A 20,621-nucleotide genomic window follows, 5' to 3' on the forward strand; every position below is an offset into this window, starting at 1 on the left:
ATGCGGCCTGCCTGTTTCCAGGAAAGACGCATTGATATGTGGCGCCTGCCTCAAGAATCCGCCTTATTTCGATGAAACCGTCGCCCTTTGGCACTATCAAACACCGATACAAGCATTAATTTCCACCCTGAAATTTCGAGGAAAAATTCCTATTGGCCGGTTACTAGGCCGCATGATGGCTAATTCTTTGCGAGCACAGGAGGCAATACCAGAGGTGATTATTCCCGTTCCTTTGCATCCGATACGCTATCGCCAGCGCGGCTTTAATCAAGCGGCTGAAATCGCGCGGCCAATCGCTGCCATTTTGAATATTCCCATGAACATGAGGCTTTGCCACCGAGCCCTGCCTACCCAACCTCAAACCCATTTGAACGCCAAAGCCAGAAGGAAAAACATGAAGAAAGCATTTCAAGTCAAAGGCGTCTTGAAATACAAACACATCGCGATTGTTGATGATGTCATGACTACGGGCACAACCGCCAATGAACTTGCCAAAACTCTAAAACAGCACGGCGCAGAAAAGGTGGAAATCTGGGTCAGCGCCAGAGCGTAAGATCCCATTTCTCAAGTAATTATGTGAATTTGTGAAGGCTTTCACACCCATCCGGCCCCGCTTCGACCACACTTTACATTGTCTAAAACATTCCCAGAGGAAATACCATGTCTAACGTCGAAATCGTGTTGGTGGGCTCCATTGTTTTCACCATTATTGCCAGCGTGGGTTATTGCTGGTTTCACTTTAAAAAATATGTTTCCAGCCATGATGAAGCTCAGCCGGAATCTACTTGAACATCAAAACTAATCCTTTTGGAAGTGCTGTATCATTTATCGGTAAATTCTCAGAGCACATGAAACGAAAAAATGTGATTTTCTATATGTCAAAATCCATTTCGTCAAGGAATGGGTTTTAACAGCACATCCTTTCTGAGCCAAAAATCTCCGACCAAATTAGAGATTTCTTATTAGCCAAGGACGGCTTTACTTACATCAAAAAATTTCCTCCTTTTTCCACCTGCTCTTCTTGCTTTCGTTATACTTCCTAGTTCCTTAAATTCATGTTCTTCGATGCTTCAACTCATTTTGGCACTTGTACTTATACTGGCGGGACTCGTAGGCCTGGGGCTAATGATTGGAAAACGCCTTCCTAAAACCCATGTAGCCGCCAGCCGTATTCGGCTAAAAGCCAAACCAGAGGAAGTCTGGAAAATCCTTCTGAATTTTGAAAATTATCCCAGTTGGAGAATGGGATTGGAGCGCGTGGAAATCGTGCAAGACCAGGAGGGGCTTCCAACATGGATAGAAGTTTGCTCGGAAGCAAGTAAAATTCCCTTCAGAGTCGTAGAGGCAGTCTCGCCAAAATATTTGGTGACGGAATTGGCTAAGGACGATATACCCTTATCCGGACGATGGACCTACCAATTAAAAGAAATCGACGGGGGAACCGAGCTGACAATTATTACCAATGATCGGATTTTTCACCCACTACTGCGATTTTTTTTACGCTTCTTCGTCCCCTTGCATGCTGCCATGGATGTTTACCTGATGGAGCTAGCGTTAAAATTAGGACAATCGCCTAAAATAGAGCACTTGCAAGTCAAGTATCAACAAGATTCTAGCTATTCCGTCGGATAATCCTTTTTTTTACAGATATAAAAAATGGGGTGCACCCAGAAATATTTCAGTGTGCACCCCTTTCCCCCTTGACACCTGATTAAATAAAAGCTTTAAACTTAAATGGCATAGTTAGTTTACGCCTTTTTCATTAAGGAAAGGACCGTAATCCTTATCAATTTTGGGAATATGATTCACCAACCAGTCTTTGACGAATTGGGTCGTTTCAGGTGTCACTTCCGCCCCGCCGGCGTGAAATTTCTTTTGCAGATCGGCACAAGTGGCCACCAGCTTATCGTGGGCATCTTTATGGGCAGCAAAATTGGGATACCCATGCTGCTGCATCAGATCCTCTTCGGTCTTGAAATGATCCACCACCACATTAATCAATTCATCTAGAATCGAGCCCGTAGCAGCCCTATCTCCAGCCTTAACTGCGTCATCCAATTGATTGAGCAAGCTAAAGATATTTTGATGTTGCTCATCCGCTACGCTGATACTGGTGCCAAATTCTTCAGCAGTCCATGTAATTAACGCCATTACTTCTCCTCCCATTGTTAATTGTTACGTTAGGGAAGGAATAATTTAATCGCATAACACATCAATTTTTTTGATCTAGATCAATAACTAGCCTTATATCAATCAAAGTACGGCGGATTCAATATCCAGGCACCGTAAGTGATTGACCGTTGTGCTGCGGACCCAATGCAAGAATATAAGGGAATGCCCGTTTGGCCCATGTATCAGGGCCGGGATAATGGGCAGCCATGTCGCCAAAACAACTATCGAGCATGTCAGTATGGATAATTCCGGGGTTCAATGCTACCGCTGCCATACCCGATGGCAATTCCTGGGCCAGGGATTGGGTCAACCCTTCAATGGCCCATTTGCTAGTGCAGTAGGGGGCAACTTCTGGCGAAACAGAACGTCCCCAGCCGGAACTGAAATTGACAATCACACCTTGGCGCCGCTGTAACATAGCAGGCAGGAAGTTTTTAATGATGTAAAAAGCGCCTTTAATATTGACATCTATCAATCGACTAAATTCTTCCTCGGGCACCTGCCACAAAGGGGCATTGGCATTTATCAAAGCGGCGTTGTTAATTATAAAGTCGGGACAATCGCCACTGGACAGGCAATCCCTGGCCCAATCCGCAACCGCTCCAGCATCGGCCACATCCACTCTGTCAAACTTGCCCTGTGGACATAGGGATCGTAGTTCGTTGATAATTTTGGCATTCCTTCCACAGCCCCAGATTCGATGCCCATGCTGCATTGCTTCCTCGGCCAAGGCCCTGCCAAGTCCGCGGGTAACCCCTGTAACCAGTAGTATTTTTGTAATCACGCTGATTTCCTGTTTTTCTCGGAAATTGGATAATGGTTGGCATTGATTTTCAGGATTTTAACCGTGCCACAGATCTCCCCCAAGCTCTCTTGGGCACTTTATGATTTTGCTAATTCTGCTTTCGCCACAACAGTAATGGCGGGGTTTTTCCCATTATTTTTCAAAAAAGTTTGGCACGGAGGGGAAGTGAGTGAAAGCACATTCCAATTAGGTTTGGCCAATGCAGCAACCAGTGCCTTGATTCTGTTTACCGCACCACTATTGGGCGCCATTGCTGATCTCTCCGGACTGCATAAAACACTGCTGACCTTTTTTGCCCTGTTGGGCATGGTGGCCACTGGTTTTCTAGCCGTTCTGGCGCCTGGCATGGCAATTCCGGCCCTTTTGCTATACAGTCTGGGACTGATCGGATTCTCAGGCGCCAATATCTTTTATGACGCATTATTGGTGACAGTTGCGGAAAAATCGGACTATGAAAAAGTGTCCAGCTTGGGCTTTGGGTTGGGCTATTTGGGCGGTGGGTTGTTATTTAGTCTAAATGTTTGGATGACATTGAGCCCCGAAACTTTTGGATTGGAAAACGCCGAGGCAGCCGTTAGGTGGACTTTTGCCAGTGTAGCGTTATGGTGGCTGGTGTTTTCCCTGCCTTTGTTTTTTGGCGTTCGAGAACCTATCCGCCTCCAGCCTAGGAAGAACTTGATAAAACACGGGTGGCGTCAAGTCATTCAAACCTTGAGACATATTCGCCAGCACCGCCCTGCCTTGCTCTTTCTGATAGCCTATTGGTTTTACATCGACGGCGTGGATACTATTGTGCGCATGGCCACCGACTATGGCATGGCAATTGGCCTTGACTGGCAGGATCTGATCAAAGCTCTACTGCTGGTGCAATTCATCGGTTTTCCCGCAACCATTGGTTTTGGTTGGATTGGCGCCAAAATAGGGGCAAAGCGGGCAATTTTCCTCGGACTTGCCATTTATATCGGCGTAATTTTGTTTGCCGCTTCCCTGGATTCAGCCAAGGAATTCTATGCTCTGGCGGCCATCATTGGGCTGGTGCAAGGGGGCGTGCAAGCGTTAAGCCGTGCCTATTACGCCCATTTGATTCCCAAACAATATGCGGCGGAATTTTTTGGTTTCTACAATATGCTGGGGAAGTTCGCGGCGGTCATCGGACCCTTTTTGGTCGGCGTTACCAGCTTATGGTTTGACAATCCGAGAGTCGGGATTGTCAGCATATTGATTTTATTTTTGATTGGCGCCGCTTTGTTGTTAAAAGTCCCCAATCCAGCCGAAGAACAATAACCAAGTGAATACTAACCAAACCACCAGACCAAGACGCCGTAACGCAACCCCTTGCCGAGGGCGATCAAGGCCATGCCAGGCAGCATACGCATTTTAAGCCACCCCGCCGCCAGACACAGTCCATCACCCACCACTGGCAACCAGGAAAATAAAAGTGCGAACATGCCATAGCGCCGCAGCCAACTCAAGGCCCGCCGCGAACTCGATGATTTGAACTTTGGATTCAACGGCCATCCTTTGCTCGCCAACCAACCTAGCCCCCAGGTAGTCAAAGCGCCCAACGTATTCCCCAAGGTCGCGCTAGCCCATAGCCAACCCGGGGCAATTTGAGAATTGGTCAGCATCCAAGCTAGCAAGACTTCCGATCCTCCGGGCGCCACGGTGGAAGAAATGAATGCACTGGCAAACAAACTGCCCAGTTCTAACAATGCATCGGCCATACAAAAAAGCCCTCAAAATGAGGGCTTGCGTTGCAATGCGATAGGGTTCGCATCAGGTTTTTTTCGGGGAGCGAATCATTGCAATCAGCGCCGAAACTAAATCAATCAAATAGCAAACCAACTCCATAATCCGGTCAAAGAAATAGGCGCTGACTTCCTTGCCGCTCATGCCAAATACCCGCTCCCCCAGGAAGCGGAAAAAATAGGGGGCTCCAAGAATCGCGGCCACGAACCCCAGTACCAGCATCCCTGAAAAAATCGAAGACCGGCCATTGGCAATCGCATCTTGAATCGAGGAAACCACTAGACGCCCAAAACCTTGAGATGAATAATCGTCCTTGACCAAAGGATCAGAAATCCCCGGGATACCCGGCAGCACACCGCTGCCTTTACCAACAATCAACTGAGCTTTCATGCCCTTTTCAGTGTGCTGGGCGATATCGCAATGCACCAAATAGGTCTTATGCTCCTTGGGAACAATGAAGGTGCCGGTCACATCGCCGGGGCCTGTCACTTCGATATGGAACATTTCGATGGGGTACAGATCCTCAGGCAACCCGTGGAGCATCCATTGATGACGGACATTGTCATCGTTGACTAACGTCACCGTCACCCGGGCGCACGGTTTTACCCGCCATTCGTGTTGACTATAACCAAAAATCGTACCGGGATAGTCCTTGGCATATTTGTGTCCGGCATGCACCGTGATTTTTACGTCTTCAGAAATTTTCCGGCAACCGTCGGGCAGTTTATCGGTATTTTGTCCCATCACCATGCGGCCGCTCATATCCATGAGCATTTTTCCGCCGCCATGATTCATCATGGGCATTTCGGCAGCAACCGCCCATTGGCCAACCAGGATCCAAAGACCAATGAATACCTTGAAACAATCTTTCATCGCTCCCCCAATCATCTTTTTAAATTTGGCCAATATCTCAGCAGCACTTGCTGGGCCCGCTTGCTGTTGGTGAACAAAATATAGGCCAAAAGACCCAACAACATACCAATGATGAGGTTTTTGACAGGACTTTTGGATGGCTTGATAGTGGTTTTAGCCGCCGCCTGCGCACCTTCGGCACCTTCCGACTCTACGTATCCAGGATCCCCTAGGCTATTCCACTCATCAATCCCCTGCCACACCGGTAATTGGCGCTGGTAGAAGGCCTTGGTGAAATACTGGCTGATGTCAATCCCCTGAATGCGGGGAACGTCATTGGGGTCCAAAAAGGATTTATAGACAATCGCACTGATATTGCCGCCGGGGTTCATGCCATCGCTGGTAATGCCCCGTTCAACGTGGTCGTGAAATACCCAAATCCCCGGCCCGTAATTATGCAAGCCATCATTGGTGGTATTGAGTTTTAGGTCCACTCGCTGGGCCGGGGCCAAATCAAAAATATCCCGGGTAATCTGTGCTGATGGATTGTGTTCGATGCCATCGTAATGAGTAATGGTCGCCTTGTGGCCATGGGTATGCACCGCCAGCAATTCACCTTGGGCATTCAGTATCCGTATTTTGACATCTTGATTTGGTTCCACAACGATCAGCGATTCCCGCAAGGTGTAAGGGAAAGCCCGGCCATTGAGGAGAAAATAATCTTCGCTGGCATCGGTCAGGTCATATTCCCGGTTCATGCGCCTGGCAATGAGGCGTGGATCGTTGGCGGACTGGACAATGCTATGCAGTTCCTTATCCACTGCCTGGTAGTGCAGGTCATATTCCTGATCAAACTTTGACTTTACCGCCTTCGAGGGGTGGCGCACCTTGCCTGCGCCAATATTAAAAGTCTGCACCCAGTTATTACGGCGGTTCTCTTCCACCACAAACATGCCAATCAAACCCATGGCCAGATGGGTATGGGTTTGCACGTGGCAGTGGTAAATCATGGTACCGGGCTGACGCGGGGTTATATCATAGACCCGCTGCCCGCCTGGCAATACGAAATCTTCACTGGTCTGAGGCACGCCATCGTTTCCCTCGCCTTTGCCATCGACAAACGGATGATCAACGCCATGCAAATGAATGGTATGGGGAAAATAATGAGTATTTTCCAACACGATTTTGACCGTATCTCCTTGCTCCACCCGAATCACTGGCGAGGGGGTGCGCAATAACGGATTGGCCTCTGTGCTGTGCTCATCCTTGGTGGCCATGCCCCGGGTTTTGGGCGCGAATACCCAAAACGCAGGCCGAATTCCAGGCGCCACGTCAAAAGTATACACCGGATCTGTGGTATCAGGGGAAGCGCCGTTGATCTCGGCCACTTCCAATTTAATGATGATTTCATCCGGATCGCCATCGCCGTCGCGGTCATTTTTTTTGATCACCGAATCGGCGGCTAGCCGGGTCTTCATCAGGGTAGGCATGGACACATTGTTGGTACCCTTGACGAAGGTTGCGATATCATAGGGATTATCCGGATTACAAACCCGCTCCTCCTGGATTTCAATACCGTCAACAGTCTGAGCATCACGCCACTTTACTGGCGTTCCCTCAGGGCAAAACGCTTCCGCCTCCCCACGATCTACTTTTATTGAAGAAGGCGGCGGCGTGTAGGCCGCCGCGGATACAGATGAAAAAACAAGCGCCATGATGGAAACTGAAGCGCTTAGAAAAAACATTTTCATCGATTTTTTCCTGCAATGATTTTTTGTCATTAAAATTTTGCTAGTTTACCAAACAGCGAGTCCACCCGCCGGCGAAATCCCGCGCTGGAAAGGTAAAAAATATATAACGCCCCCAATACCAAGACAGTGGCGACGATGATAATACGCGTGTTTACTTTTTCCGCCACGCCGACAAGCAAAGGAATGTGCTCATCTACCTCTTCAACACCTGCCTTTAACTTGATATGAATATCGTATTTTCCGGGTTCCTTAAAGTCGACAACTGTATTGAAGTTCCCCGTCTTAAGCTTTTCGGGCGGCTGATAGAATAAGCGCTCGCCGTCACTTTCCCGGGTAACCTCAAACTCGACTTCTATCCCTCTCAGTGCCCTGGATTCATAATCAATAACCAAATTGGTCGGGCCTAAAGAGGGTAGTCGGGTGCAATACTCCTTATCACCTGTCACCTGAGGCTGGTATGCAGTAAATCTCACCACGTAGTTGCCTACTTTCAGACGGCAGGCGGTGCCTTCAACACCACTTCCACCGCCATGCGCCATCGCCAATGGCGGTACAATACTCAGGAAAAGGGTAAATAATAATCGAGTGATCTTGCGCATAACTCCTCCACTCTTTGCTGTATCTCATTCTATTTCCCGCTTTTACAGCGGGTTCATTGGCAGTCAGGATAGACGCCAATTAGGACTTTAACACAGCGTCCCGAGAGAAAAAAAGATAACAGCCACATCTCAATAGCGCCGCTAAAATCACAAATTTCTACGAAATTCTCTGACCAGGAAGGGCTGCATAATTTTGGTTGCAGCCTGCAAAACCACTCGTTTTATAAAGGTAAGGCTGGACAGAAATGGAATGACCACTTCATCTCCAGCCTTAACCAACTTTCATGGCAATCTTTGTTTAAAAATACTAGAAGCCTTTCAATTTACCCAAAACCTTATCGACTTGCTGTTTAAATCCAGCGCTGGTTAGATAAAGAATATAAAGTAACGCAAACAACACCGTACCACCGACTAGCACTGTCCGGAATTGCGCGCCGCTGTCATAACCGACTTTGATGGGAAAGTGGGTCTCACCCACTTCCTTTCCGTCCGCATCTACCATTTTCAAATGCAACTCGTACATACCTTTTTGATCAAAATCAACAACGGTATCGAGCACGCCGCTTCTGATCTTCTTTGGGGGAATTTCAGCCAAGACCTTGCCATCCGATGAACGGACCACTTCCACACCCACCATCATTTCCTTGATTCTTTGGTCAACTATTCTTTTCTTTCCTACAGAGGTAGAACCTTCCTTGGCTTCGTAATCCAACACCAAGTTGGTTCTTCCTAGACCCGGAATATCGGTACAGTACTTTTTATCTCCGGTCAGATGGGGCTGATAGGCGGAAAACATGAAAGTGAAATCTTCTAAATCCACGCGGCATGACGAACCCATGCCACCGCCTCCGCCACCATCGGCAAATGCCAGTGATGAAATCAAACACAAAACCGGAATACTGAAAAAACTGATGAATTTACGCATGACTCCTCCCATACTGTCTGTTTTGTTCGCTTATTGGGTTCCTATATTGTGCCAGATAAGATACAACAATTGGAACCTTTGAGCACTTTAACACAACCTTATATATAAGATAAATCTTATATCTCAGGAATCCCCAAAGATGAACGTAACGGGCTGGTTAAGTAAGACAGAATACAGGGTAGGAAAAGAGGAAGTGGCTACGGGTGGACTTGAACCACCGACCCCAGCATTATGAGTGCTGTGCTCTAACCAGCTGAGCTACGTAGCCATTGGAAAGGGTGGTAATTATGAGACTTTTTTAAAAAAAGTCAACACTCAACTTTTTATATTTTACCACCTATCACATCTGATGATGGGGTGCGGTAAAGGCTATCAATGGCTAAAAAGGCTGGCCTCTCCAACCTAAATCCAAGGGCTGATTTCGGCCCGGCGCCCCTCCTTGCCCCTCGACAAAAGCAAATTGCCAGAGGGTAAGCCTTCCTATTTGTTACACTCCTCACTTGTGTTTGCCATGGGGTTTATCTAAGCTCTCATTAGTTTTTATCAATAGCGGAAAAAATGATGATAGAAGGGTTTATTGGGCGGGTTCCCGTGTATGACCGGAACTTAGAACTGTTTGCCTATGAACTGAGACCTTGCAGCACCGATATTTCCAATGCCTATAAACGGGACGAACTCATCAAGCAAGCTTGGGAATCAGTACGTTTAGAGCAAATTACCGGTGGGAGGAAAGGCATTATCAACTTACCTGCGGTAATGTTACCCGAAATTTCCCATCTTCCCTGGCCTAAAGATCAAATCATTGTCACGCTGACGGAAAATGACCTAAGCGCCATTCCCACAGACAAGCTGGCAACCCTCGCCAAAGAAGGGTTAATGATCGCAATCAATAGCAATCGATTTGACCCAGGCCTTGTTTCTCAACATAACCCCGCGAAATTCTGGTGCTTGAATGCTGACGAAGATTTATCTGAACTTGAACTATTCGCTAAAAGCTTACATCAACAAGGCTTTAAACTGCTCGCCCGGAATATCGAAACCCGAGAACAATACGATGCCTTGTTCGAAGCCCAGGTGGATTATTTTCAAGGGCGGTATTTTGAGCGCCCCCGAATGATTCACGGTACCCAGATTCCAGCTAACCGGCTTGCCATTCTGCAATTGATCGCCCGTCTCCAAGATCCCGACATTACCATTGATGAAGTCGAATCCCTGGTTCATCAGGATATGACGTTGAGTTACAAACTTTTACGTATGATCAACGCTGCCTTTTTTGGTCTACCCAACAAAGTAGAATCTATTCGCCGGGCAGTGGTTTTCTTAGGACTACAACGGATCAAGCATTGGGCCATTGTGATTGTGGTAAACGCGATCGATTATAAACCCCGGGAGCTACTTATTTCCGCAGTAGTGCGAGCTCGCACTTGCGAGCAAATGGCCGCCAGCCTTAAGCGACGGGATTTGGAGCAGTGCTATATCGCAGGACTTTTCTCACTACTCGATGCCATCATGGATGCTCCCATCGAAGAAATTTTAAAACACCTGAATCTGGCCCAAGACATCAATGACGCCTTGCTTTACGGGACAGGCCCAATCGGGGAAATTTTGCAATCTACCCTGGCCCTGGAACAAGGACTTTGTAATAAAATTCCTGTTCGAGACTTGGACTTGCAATCGGCAATGCATATCTATTTGGAAACCATTGCCTGGGCAGAAGAAATCAGAAAGCAACTACAACAAGCCGCATAAAACCAACAACCGTTTAGGAGTTTACCCATGGGAGAGTTATATTTGCTGTCCGCCACCCGAATTCTGGAACGCACCATGCCTGTCATGACCCGCCGGCTGCTGGTCTATGGCGTGATTACCCTAGGCTGGATTCTGGCTATCCTGATGGGCGCAGGCACATTTTTTGGCCTGGCCTCTTTCGGAGACAATCCAGGTTTTTGGGGGCAAATGGGCGCTTTTCTGGGGCTTGGCGCCAGTGCTTATGCCATTTACCGCGCCCGGCAATGGTTGTTTTATCATTGTAAGCTTCCCCACCTGGCAGCCATGGTCAGGAAAATCTGCAATCTGGAATTACCGCCGGGAAAAGCTCAACTTCCATACTTGCAAGAGCTCATTCAACCCCTATTTCCAAATCTACAGGAAACGCTTGCGTATTATCGGAAAATCCACCAAGTGGTCACGGAAGCCATTATAAAACATTCGAATTTATCAAAAAAAATTAACGCTTTGCCCAAGCCCATAGCGCAAACCCTCCAACAAGGACTGCCTTACCTATTGTTCGGTTACTACGATCAAGCAATTTTGGCTTTTGCCTTCAAAGAAGGCCGACTTTCTGCTTGCCGGGAGGGCGCTAGCGTCTTCGTTGCCAACCAGAAAGCGGTACTAACCTTTTCTATTATTTTATTGACTTTTTTATCGGCCTTTTTTTTAATCGCCTTTTGGTTGTTTTTGAAAGTCGTCTTATGGGTTGACACTGCCGTTCCGGCCGATTTCGGCATTTGGAATGTCATCTTTGCCTTGATTCTATCCGGCTGGATCAAAGCCGCCTTTCTTGACCCCATCATTACTACTGCAACCACGATGAAGTTATTCGATTTAGCGGAAAAACAAAAACTTTCCCAAGAAGTAATGGAAAAGCTCAGCCAGGAATATCCCTCGCTTTCAGCACTGGAAAATGACTAAACCATCTGGTTGTTGCTTGGTCTAATTGCTGTTTCAAATGGCGCCGGGGTCTACCATTTAACTTATGAAACAAAAGGTAATCCGAAACACGGTACGGGCCAGGATTCCCACAGAATATGGGGAATTCATGCTGCATTATTACGAAAACGATATCGATCATAAAGAGCACCTGGCCCTGGTTCATGGAGAAGTTTCAAGTCAGGCGGAGGTACCGGTTCGCGTCCATTCTGAATGTCTGACAGGGGATGTATTCGGCTCCCATCGTTGTGATTGCGGCGAGCAACTGGACGAAGCATTGCGGATTATTGGCCAATCCCAATGCGGCGTATTGATTTACTTGCGCCAAGAAGGCCGTGGAATTGGCCTGTTCAAAAAACTGCAAGCTTACAATCTCCAGGACCAGGGCCTGGATACCGTGGATGCTAATTTAAAGCTGGGCCATCAGGCCGATGAACGAGACTACCGAATCGCGGCTTTGATTTTGCAGGATTTAGGAGTCAAATCGGTACAGCTTATTACCAACAACCCCAAAAAAATCAAAGATCTGGAAAAATACGGCATTGATATCACTAGGCGCATCCCCATTGAAGTGGGCCATACCCATGAGAACCTGAGTTACTTAAAAACCAAAGCGGAAAAAATGGCCCATTTCCTGCTATTGGGGAAGAACAAGTCTCAGAAATAATCAAGCATAGCAAGTCTACTTATTCTGCCGCTTGCCACCTATCAGTTCCGCAGAGGAGGCGGGGAAGGGGCTGTGGGCAGCCATGGATGGCCACTCCTGGCCTAAATTCATGGACGTATTTCGGTCCGGCAGCCCCTTCCCCGCCTCCGAAAAAGCAAATTGATAGGTGGTGAGATTCTGCCGTCAGTTGACCTCATCCCTTAGCTACTCTTAAACTGGCTTGGAATGTTCCAAAGCCATACCCGCAATTGAGAACATCTTTAGTCAAGACACAGGGGGACGACTGATGAAACTGCCTAAAACAAAATTCGTTTTCCTATGCTATGCATTATTGCTCGTTTCGCCCATCTCAGGCCTAGCAATTCCTTATTCCGGCGTGACAATATTCGGGGATAGCCTCTCCGATAATGGCAATGTTTCCATACTCTTAGGGGGCGCAACCACTCCGCTTCCCATACCAGGCAACGATTTTATCCCCAGCGAGCCCTACAACCGCCCTGCTCCTTTATTAGCCGCCCTCAGTAACGGCCCCATTTGGGCCGAGCACTTGGCCAACAAATTAGGGCTTGGATTGAAACCCAGCTTGCTGGGGGGTAGTAATTACGCCTTTGGCGGTGCCCGCCTGGCTGGGAACGGCACCGTTCCACCCAGTGTACGGGATCAGGTAAATACCTTTCTCGGTGCCATTGACGCCACCCCCGGCCCGGATGCGCCAAAAGACTCACTCTATGTCGTGTGGGGAGGCGGCAATGATGCGCGTGACGCCGTTGCCGCGGTATTGACCACAGGTGATCCTAACGCCGCAGACGGATTTGTAACCGGTTTTATCAACGATTTGACCTGGATTATGGATAGCCTTGCCAGCGAAGGCGTCCAGCAAGTATTAGTACCGAATATTCCTGACTTAGGGCTAACGCCGGCTATTCAATCCATTGGCTCACAAGCCGCTGCCACCGCAACCAGCATTAGCCAGTTATTCAACAACCAAGCAAATAACTTGCTGAAGTCACTGTCTGGCACGCTCGGTCTGGATATTATTGCACTGGATGTATTCGGGTTGATCAACCAGGCTGCCGCAAACCCTGCCAAATTTGGCCTGACCAATGTCACTGACGCCTGCGCCGCCGATCCTAACTGTATTGCCGATCCATCCGGCTATTTATTTTGGGATGGTATCCATCCCACAACCGCCACCCATGCGATTATCGGCGAAGCTGCCTTGCGCGTGTTACCAAAAACGGCAGGGGTGCCCGAACCTGCGACCTGGTTGCTTTTTCTGATTGGATTGTTTTGCAGCAAAGGCCTTTCAGGCCAGCGCAAGCATTCGGTCTAACGCCAATTTGGCAAAGCGGGCATCGTCTTCCGGCACCTTGATCTGGTTGACGATATTGCCTTGTACCAGATTTTCCAGCACCCAGGCCAAATGTTGGGGATCGGTGCGGAACATGGTAGAGCACATGCATACCATGGGGGACATGAAATGTACGTCTACCCCTTTGGGCTTCATTTCCTGGCGTAGGCGGTTCACCAAGTTCAATTCGGTACCTACCAGCCAACGGGCGCCAGGTTCCGCCTGGCGGACGGTTTTCAAGATGGTTTCCGTGGAACCCAGATAATGGCTTTTTTGACAAACTTCATAGCGGCACTCGGGGTGCGAAATCACTTTAGTTTCAGGATAACGTTCCAGAAACTGATCGATATGCTCGGGACGGAACATCTGATGGACGGAGCAATAGCCGTGCCACAATATCATTTTGGCGTTTTGAATCTGCTCTTCAGCCAATCCGCCTAGGGGCTTGCCCGGCTCCCAGACCACCATTTCCTCGAGGGGAATTCCCATTTGCACGCCGGTGTTGCGGCCGAGATGTTGGTCCGGGAAGAACAGCACTTTTTCCCGTTGCGCAAAAGCCCAGTCGAGAATCTGGCCCGCATTGCTTGAAGTGCAAACAATTCCGCCGTGACGGCCGCAAAAGGCCTTCAAATCCGCGGCGGAATTGATATAGGTAATGGGCGTCACCGCTGATTCCACGTCGAGGACGGTTTTAAGTTCCTGCCAACAGTGCGCTACTTTGGATAGGTTCGCCATATCGGCCATGGAGCAGCCGGCCGCCAAATCCGGCAGTATGGCGATTTGTTCCGGGCGGGACAGGATATCCGCCACCTCGACCATGAAATGCACGCCGCAGAATACAATGTATTTGGCTTTGGATTGACTCGCTTCCCGGGATAGCTTGAGGGAATCCCCGGTAATATCAGCGTGGCGGAAAACCTCATCCCGTTGGTAATGATGTCCCAGCACAATCAACTCATCGCCCAACTGCTGTTTTGCGGCGAGGATGCGGGCTTCACAGTCAGAATCATCCAGTAGTGCATAGTCTTGAATCGCCAACGCTGCTGCTGTCATAACCAAGTACCTAATTTACTCTGTCTTTTCTTTCTGCAACCGCTCTTGAGGCAGCCTGCGTAATTGCAGCATCAATTCGCGCAATTGCTCCTCGTTCACGCGGGCCGGTGCATCCACCATCGGACACGCCGCGGTTTGGGTTTTGGGGAAGGCCATCACGTCGCGGATTGTCATCGAACCTGTCATCAGCATGACCAAACGATCCAGCCCAAAGGCAATACCGCCGTGGGGAGGACAGCCGTATTTCAGGGCATTGAGTAAAAAGCCGAATTTTTCCTCTGCCTCTTCCTCACTGATCCCCAATAACTCAAATACTGCCCGCTGCATTTCCGGGGTGTGAATACGGATGGATCCACCACCGACTTCAACACCATTCAACACCATGTCATAGGCCCGGGAAACCGCCTTGCCGGGATCTTTTTTTAGTTCTTCAATGGAACAGGCCGGCGCGGTAAAGGGGTGATGCAGCGCCACCCAGCGCCGCTTTTCTTCATCCCATTCAAACATGGGAAATTCCACGACCCACAGGGGACGCCACATATCTTCCACCAAGCCACGATCCACGCCCAACTTGACCCGTAAAGCGCCCAAAGCTTCATTGACAATGCTGGCCTTGTCGGCGCCAAAGAAGATGAGATCACCGGTTTGGGCCTGGGTTCGTTGCAGGATGCCTTCGATCACTTCATCAGGCAAAAACTTCAAAATAGGGGATTGCAGCCCTTCCCTGCCCTGCCCGACATCGTTGACTTTGATATAGGCCAGGCCCTTGGCGCCATAAGTGCTGACAAATTGGGTCAGATCGTCAATTTCCTTACGGCTAAGATCCCCTCCCTGAGGCAGCCTCAACGCCGCTACCCGGCCTTTGGGATCGTTGGCGGGACCCGAAAAAACCTTGAATTCCACCGCCTTCATCAAATCAGCGACATCCACCAGCTCCAGAGGGATGCGTAAATCCGGTTTATCGCTTCCGAAACGGCGGATAGCTTCCTCGTAGGTTAACTGGGGAAAAGGATTGGGCAAATCCACCTGTAATACTTGTTCGAACAATTCACGGATCATGGCCTCCATGAGGGCCATGATTTCGTGTTCATCCATGAATGAGGTTTCGATATCCAATTGGGTGAATTCCGGTTGCCGGTCGGCGCGCAGGTCTTCATCCCGGAAACAACGCACAATTTGGTAGTAACGGTCGAAACCGGCAATCATCAACAGCTGTTTATAAAGCTGAGGCGACTGAGGCAAGGCGTAAAAGGCATGGGGATGGGTCCGGCTCGGCACCAAATAATCCCGTGCGCCTTCCGGGGTTGCCTTGGTCAGGAATGGGGTTTCAATTTCATAAAAACCATGTTCATCAAGGAAATTCCTCAGCACCCGAACAATATCCCGCCTTAGCCGCAACTTGGCTTGCATTTCCGGACGGCGCAAATCCAAATAGCGATAGCGCAAACGGACTTCTTCGCTGACTGGCACCTCGCTATCCAACGGAAAAGGCGGGGTTTCCGCCCGGTTCAAAATTTCCAGGCTGGATGCCAGCACTTCAATCTGACCAGTAGGAAGATTGGGGTTTTCCGTACCCTCGGGGCGCCGGCGAACCTTGCCGTGAACCTTGATCACATATTCACTGCGAACCTGTTCAGCGGTAGCGAATGCATCGGGGGTGTCGGGATCGACCACGACTTGCACCACCCCTTCGCGGTCACGCAGGTCAATGAATATCACACCGCCATGATCGCGTCTGCGGTGGACCCAGCCGCAGATATCCACCTCTTGATCAATATGGCTTTCGTTTAATTCTCCGCACCTATGGGTTCGCATCATAATTCGTCTCTGTATCCCTGATAGTAAAGGGTGGGAATATTACCGGCCAATACCCCTTGGATGCAAGCCGGCTCCTTCAGCCAGTAGCTGTTTTCTTTTCGGTAGAAGTACTGGATTTGCTTGATTTTTCGGATGTCGATTTCGAACTCCCCTTGCTGTCACCTGCCAAATTGCGTTTCTTCTCATTACTTTTCTTGAAATCCGTTTCATACCAACCGCTTCCTTTTAGGCGGAACCCGGCTGCAGATACTTTTTTCTGCAAGGCTTCATGATGGCATTTCGGGCATTCAGTCAAAGGCGGGTCACTGATTTTTTGTAGTGCTTCCAGTTCATGTCCACAAGACTGACATTGATATTCGTAGATTGGCATGCCTCACCTCTTCGTAAATCACCAGTAATTCAAACAGTTATAGAATACACCCAATAAATAGGGACGATAACGCGGCTTTTCAAGTTCCCAGTAATGCTGCATCATGATGCCTATTAGGGCACCCATAAAAATTAGAGATGCCCTTGCCGGATAGGGAAACCCGGCCATTTTCAATCACCTAAGTGATTGAAGCCGAAGCAAACCTTAAAACTGCGTTTTTCGGTTTGCTTGGAGAAAAATCGCCTGGATGGCAATTTTTCGAGATCCCCTATATCCAAGCCAAGGGAGCAGTTTTTTCATGGATTTTCTAATTATACGCCGACCAGACGATTGGCACCTGCATCTTCGCGATGGGGCAATAATGAAACACGTCGTCAAATACAGCGCCGAGCAATTTGGCCGGGCTTTGATTATGCCCAACCTGCGCCCTCCTATTACCCGCGTAGCCCAAGCGCTTGAATACCGAGACAGGATCATCCAGGCATTACCAGAAAATAGCAGTTTTCAGCCTTTTATGTCTTTATATCTGACCGACTCCACGCCAACCACTGAAGTCATTGCGGCTGCGGAAAATCCTTTTATTTTGGGTTTTAAACTCTACCCTTCTGGGGCAACGACCAATTCCGAGGATGGCGTCACCAACATCGAAAAAATCTATCCTGTGTTAGAAACCATGGAACGTCATGATTTGGTCTTGCAAGTCCATGGCGAAGCCACCGATCCTGAGGTGGATATTTTTGACCGGGAAAGGGTTTTTATCGAACGGGAGCTGATACCTTTAATCGAACGCTTCCCGGCTCTGAGAATCGTTCTTGAGCACGTTACCACCCGGGAAGGAGTGGATTTTGTCCGCGCCTGCCCTGACAACATCGCCGCCACCATCACCGCCCATCATTTGCTCTACAACCGTAACCACTTATTGGCGGGTGGTGTCCGCCCCCATTATTATTGCCTGCCAGTATTAAAGCGGGAAACTCACCGGCAGGCCCTATTGCTGGCAGCTACTTCCGGCAACCCGAAATTTTTTCTTGGCACCGATAGTGCTCCCCACCCCAGAGGCATCAAAGAATCCGCCTGCGGCTGCGCAGGTTGTTTTACCGCCCCAGCCGCTTTGGCGATGTATGCCCAGGCATTCGACTCCCAAGACGCGTTACCCATGCTGGAAGATTTCGCCAGCAACTTTGGCGCCGATTTTTATCGCCTGCCAAAAAACCAAGCATTGATTACCCTACAACGGCATCCTTGGAAACTACCGGATGTGTTGCTGTTCAATGATTCAGAAATCGTTCCGCTCAAAGCCGGAGAGACTATTCCTTGGAAATTTTGAGGGTTATAAATCTGCTTCCTCGCCGTCTTCAAGAAGCTCCTTCTCGAATTCTTCAAAGTCGTCCTCAATCGGAGGCTCTCCGTCGTAGATCAGATATTCGCGGCGCTGAAGATAGGCGTTGCGAATAAACTCATAGCGATCCAATGCCGCCTCATCCAGAATTTCAGAAGCGCTCAACAAATCCGCCCGCATGTCGATAGTTTTAACACCATACAAGGCTATTCTGGCCGGGAAAACAGTGTAGGAAATCGGATTCATAAACCCATCGGCAACACTCCCCACAGCATCCCTGGGGGTACTGGGGCCCATAAAAGGCAACACCAGATAAAATCCTTCGGGCACACCCCACACCGCCAGAGTCTGACCAAAGTCCTCATGATGCTTTTCCAGACCAATCTTGCTGGCGACATCTACAAGACCCCCAACACCCACGGTAGTATTCACAAGAAAACGGGCGGCATCTTGGCCACTGTGCTTCAACTTAAACTGCAACAAATCATTAACCGTGACGGCAATATCTCCCATATTGCTAAAGAAATTAGTTATCCCCTGGTCAACAAAGGCGGGCGTCATCCATTGGTATCCTTTGGCGACCGGCTTCATCACATAATCATCCATGGTGTCATTGAATTTTTGCATCCCCCGGTTGAAGGGCTCCAATGGGTCCCGCGGATCTCCATTAGAAGCACAACCGGTCAATACAAACAGCACCATTATCATCACGGGGGAAAGTAAGCTTTTCGTTGTCATCGCTTTATTCTGCATGTTGTTCTTAACTGTAAATCATGTTTCCGAGATAATTCCTTCGGTTTGCCAAAAAAATACAAATTAGCGAGCACTTTATGTCTTGCTGCTAGTCAAATTTAGATTCTAAAACCTATCTTCGCTAAACATAACATAACCCTCTATCGGCTTCGAGCCCCATTTAAGCTATACTGATTCCTTTTTTCAATTTGTTACCTTCAATGAGCGCTGGAAAACCAAGACTGGCTCAAAGATTCAGAGGATACCTTCCAGTTATCGTCGATATTGAATCGGCGGGATTCGACCCGAAAAAACATGCGCTTTTGGAAATTGCCGCAGTCATCCCTGCAATCGATGAGGCAGGGCAATTTTATATTGAGGAAGTTCATTCGGCCCACGTCAATCCTTTTCCCGGCGCGGAACTGGATCCATCAGCCCTGGAGTTCAATGGCATCGATCCGCATCATCCACTCCGCATTGCCATGGAAGAAAAGGAAGCCCTGCAAAAAATTTTCCAGCCCGTTAGGGCCGCGGTAAAAAAACAAGGTTGCACCCGCGCCATCCTCGTGGGACATAATCCGGCGTTTGATTTGGGATTTTTGAACGCCGCTGTGGAACGCACTGGCATAAAACGTAACCCCTTTCACCCATTCAGCTCTTTCGACACTGCCACGCTGGCTGGGCTTGTCTATGGTCAAACCGTGCTCGCCAAGGCTATCAAAGCAGCAGGCATCGAGTGGGACAATCAGCAAGCCCACTCTGCCCGCTACGACGCGGAAAAAACCGCGGAACTGTTTTGCATTATCGTCAATCGTTGGGAAGCCCTGAATCGGACTTCAACCTCATAGGTTAAAGCCTATTCTTCCTCGGTAGCCGTGGCTTGTTCCAGCATTTTCTGCAACTCGCCGCTTTGATAAAGCTGCATCACAATGTCGCAACCGCCAACCAACTCGCCCTTAATATACAGTTGAGGGTAAGTGGGCCAATTGGAATATTCCTTGAGCGCTTCGCGCAATTCGGGATCTTCCAAAATATTGACGTAGGCGTATCTAGCGCCGCAAGCATTGAGGATCTCCACCACACGGCCGGAAAATCCACATTGAGGGAAATCCGGGGTACCTTTCATATATAAAAGTATAGGGTTTTCCTTCAACTGCTGTTTAATTCTTTCCTGCACATTCATATCTGTATTTCCTTAGGATTAGTAATAACAAAAACCCAGTGATTTTATCAGCTTTTAACCCGAGATCAATTCATTGCTTTGATCAGCGTTTTCAATTGTTCCAGGATAGCCTGGCCACGCTCGCTTTCCGCTTTTAATTCGATTCGGCGTCCTTGATCCTGACATTCAATTCGGATAATCAAATCCGCGGGCGGCAAAAATCCGCGTCCTTTCTCCGGCCATTCCACAAAACACACGCTTTCTTTTTGCAGATAATCCCGAAACCCTATCCACTCTAATTCTTCCGGATCTTGCAGCCGGTAAAGATCAAAATGGGCCACTTTCATTGAGGGTGTCACATAAGTTTCCACCAAAGTATAGGTGGGGCTTTTAATCCTGCCGGAAACGCCGGCTTCCTGCAGAAAACCGCGTACCAAAGTGGTTTTGCCTGTGCCCAGTTGCCCTTCCAGATAGATCACCACCTCCGGCACCATAGCACGATATAAACGGGCACCAAAAGCTTCCGTGGCCTCGGCATCGGCTAAAAACAGCACCATCGTAGTCTGC

General features: G+C 48.7%; 22 protein-coding genes and 1 tRNA gene. 9 read left to right on the forward strand and 14 right to left on the reverse strand.

What is annotated here, in order from left to right:
• The first annotated feature begins 31 nt into the window (after window positions 1-31).
• Window positions 32-553: a hypothetical protein gene (locus tag AXA67_08995; GenBank protein KXJ40441.1), complete on the forward strand. Its 522-nt coding sequence runs from the start codon at window positions 32-34 to the stop codon at window positions 551-553.
• A gap of 572 nt (window positions 554-1,125) precedes the next feature.
• Entirely contained in the window at window positions 1,126-1,632 is a 507-nt protein-coding gene (locus AXA67_09000; GenBank protein KXJ40442.1) for a hypothetical protein, read from the forward strand.
• A gap of 111 nt (window positions 1,633-1,743) precedes the next feature.
• Here AXA67_09000 and AXA67_09005 read toward each other — a convergent pair whose 3' ends face one another.
• Complete coding sequence (locus tag AXA67_09005; GenBank protein KXJ40443.1) at window positions 1,744-2,151, reverse strand: bacteriohemerythrin; 408 nt, start codon at window positions 2,149-2,151, stop codon at window positions 1,744-1,746.
• A 118-nt stretch (window positions 2,152-2,269) separates the two neighbouring features.
• Window positions 2,270-2,953 carry an oxidoreductase gene (locus tag AXA67_09010; GenBank protein KXJ40644.1) on the reverse strand — a complete coding sequence of 228 codons (684 nt, stop codon included), beginning with the start codon at window positions 2,951-2,953 and terminating at the stop codon, window positions 2,270-2,272.
• Between the two features lie 66 nt (window positions 2,954-3,019).
• Here AXA67_09010 and AXA67_09015 point away from each other — a divergent pair, with 66 nt between their 5' ends.
• The gene (locus AXA67_09015) at window positions 3,020-4,261 is read left to right on the forward strand and encodes an MFS transporter (GenBank protein KXJ40645.1); all 1,242 of its coding nucleotides are present in this window, start codon (window positions 3,020-3,022) and stop codon (window positions 4,259-4,261) included.
• An 11-nt stretch (window positions 4,262-4,272) separates the two neighbouring features.
• Here the strand turns inward: AXA67_09015 and AXA67_09020 are convergent, their stop codons facing one another.
• The 6 genes from AXA67_09020 to AXA67_09045 form a co-directional block, all read right to left on the reverse strand.
• A complete protein-coding gene (locus tag AXA67_09020; protein ID KXJ40444.1) occupies window positions 4,273-4,701 on the reverse strand; it encodes a hypothetical protein in 429 nt (142 codons plus the stop codon).
• Between the two features lie 52 nt (window positions 4,702-4,753).
• A complete protein-coding gene (locus tag AXA67_09025; protein KXJ40646.1) occupies window positions 4,754-5,494 on the reverse strand; it encodes a hypothetical protein in 741 nt (246 codons plus the stop codon).
• Between the two features lie 116 nt (window positions 5,495-5,610).
• Complete coding sequence (locus tag AXA67_09030) at window positions 5,611-7,329, reverse strand: copper oxidase (protein KXJ40445.1); 1,719 nt, start codon at window positions 7,327-7,329, stop codon at window positions 5,611-5,613.
• A gap of 29 nt (window positions 7,330-7,358) precedes the next feature.
• Window positions 7,359-7,928, reverse strand: coding sequence for a hypothetical protein (locus AXA67_09035; GenBank protein KXJ40446.1), 570 nt, complete (start codon window positions 7,926-7,928; stop codon window positions 7,359-7,361).
• A 307-nt stretch (window positions 7,929-8,235) separates the two neighbouring features.
• Window positions 8,236-8,853: a hypothetical protein gene (locus tag AXA67_09040; protein KXJ40447.1), complete on the reverse strand. Its 618-nt coding sequence runs from the start codon at window positions 8,851-8,853 to the stop codon at window positions 8,236-8,238.
• 194 nt (window positions 8,854-9,047) lie between these two features.
• A tRNA-Met gene (locus AXA67_09045) sits at window positions 9,048-9,121 on the reverse strand.
• Window positions 9,122-9,414: 293 nt separating this feature from the next.
• Between AXA67_09045 and AXA67_09050 the strand changes: the two genes are divergently transcribed.
• From AXA67_09050 to AXA67_09065, 4 genes are all read left to right on the forward strand, one after another.
• Window positions 9,415-10,602, forward strand: a complete 1,188-nt coding sequence (locus AXA67_09050) for a hypothetical protein (protein ID KXJ40448.1) — start codon at window positions 9,415-9,417, stop codon at window positions 10,600-10,602.
• A 27-nt stretch (window positions 10,603-10,629) separates the two neighbouring features.
• Window positions 10,630-11,544 (forward strand): hypothetical protein, encoded by a 915-nt coding sequence (locus AXA67_09055; GenBank protein KXJ40449.1) that lies wholly within the window; start codon window positions 10,630-10,632, stop codon window positions 11,542-11,544.
• Between the two features lie 64 nt (window positions 11,545-11,608).
• A complete protein-coding gene (locus tag AXA67_09060) occupies window positions 11,609-12,229 on the forward strand; it encodes a hypothetical protein (protein KXJ40450.1) in 621 nt (206 codons plus the stop codon).
• Window positions 12,230-12,515: 286 nt separating this feature from the next.
• Window positions 12,516-13,562 carry a hypothetical protein gene (locus AXA67_09065; GenBank protein ID KXJ40451.1) on the forward strand — a complete coding sequence of 349 codons (1,047 nt, stop codon included), beginning with the start codon at window positions 12,516-12,518 and terminating at the stop codon, window positions 13,560-13,562.
• On the opposite strand, the gene AXA67_09070 is transcribed toward AXA67_09065, so the two are convergent.
• The 3 genes from AXA67_09070 to AXA67_09080 all read right to left on the reverse strand — a co-directional run bounded on the left by AXA67_09070 (window position 13,536) and on the right by AXA67_09080 (window position 16,821).
• Window positions 13,536-14,633 carry a quinolinate synthetase gene (locus AXA67_09070; GenBank protein ID KXJ40452.1) on the reverse strand — a complete coding sequence of 366 codons (1,098 nt, stop codon included), beginning with the start codon at window positions 14,631-14,633 and terminating at the stop codon, window positions 13,536-13,538. The genes AXA67_09065 and AXA67_09070 overlap by 27 nt on opposite strands.
• A 15-nt stretch (window positions 14,634-14,648) precedes the next feature.
• Window positions 14,649-16,448 (reverse strand): aspartate--tRNA ligase, encoded by a 1,800-nt coding sequence (locus AXA67_09075; GenBank protein ID KXJ40647.1) that lies wholly within the window; start codon window positions 16,446-16,448, stop codon window positions 14,649-14,651.
• Window positions 16,449-16,527: 79 nt separating this feature from the next.
• Window positions 16,528-16,821 (reverse strand): transcriptional regulator, encoded by a 294-nt coding sequence (locus AXA67_09080; protein KXJ40453.1) that lies wholly within the window; start codon window positions 16,819-16,821, stop codon window positions 16,528-16,530.
• A 298-nt stretch (window positions 16,822-17,119) separates the two neighbouring features.
• Here AXA67_09080 and AXA67_09085 point away from each other — a divergent pair, with 298 nt between their 5' ends.
• The gene (locus tag AXA67_09085; GenBank protein KXJ40454.1) at window positions 17,120-18,148 is read left to right on the forward strand and encodes a dihydroorotase; all 1,029 of its coding nucleotides are present in this window, start codon (window positions 17,120-17,122) and stop codon (window positions 18,146-18,148) included.
• A 3-nt stretch (window positions 18,149-18,151) separates the two neighbouring features.
• Here the strand turns inward: AXA67_09085 and AXA67_09090 are convergent, their stop codons facing one another.
• Window positions 18,152-18,898, reverse strand: a complete 747-nt coding sequence (locus tag AXA67_09090; GenBank protein ID KXJ40648.1) for an ABC transporter — start codon at window positions 18,896-18,898, stop codon at window positions 18,152-18,154.
• Window positions 18,899-19,113: 215 nt separating this feature from the next.
• Here AXA67_09090 and AXA67_09095 point away from each other — a divergent pair, with 215 nt between their 5' ends.
• A complete protein-coding gene (locus AXA67_09095) occupies window positions 19,114-19,740 on the forward strand; it encodes a ribonuclease T (GenBank protein KXJ40455.1) in 627 nt (208 codons plus the stop codon).
• Window positions 19,741-19,748: 8 nt separating this feature from the next.
• On the opposite strand, the gene AXA67_09100 is transcribed toward AXA67_09095, so the two are convergent.
• A complete protein-coding gene (locus AXA67_09100) occupies window positions 19,749-20,075 on the reverse strand; it encodes a glutaredoxin (protein KXJ40456.1) in 327 nt (108 codons plus the stop codon).
• Between the two features lie 65 nt (window positions 20,076-20,140).
• Window positions 20,141-20,611, reverse strand: coding sequence for a tRNA threonylcarbamoyladenosine biosynthesis protein TsaE (locus AXA67_09105; GenBank protein ID KXJ40457.1), 471 nt, complete (start codon window positions 20,609-20,611; stop codon window positions 20,141-20,143).
• Window positions 20,612-20,621 lie beyond the last annotated feature (10 nt).

The organism is Methylothermaceae bacteria B42, from assembly GCA_001566965.1.
In the GTDB taxonomy this organism is placed as follows: Bacteria; Pseudomonadota; Gammaproteobacteria; order Methylococcales; family Methylothermaceae; genus Methylohalobius.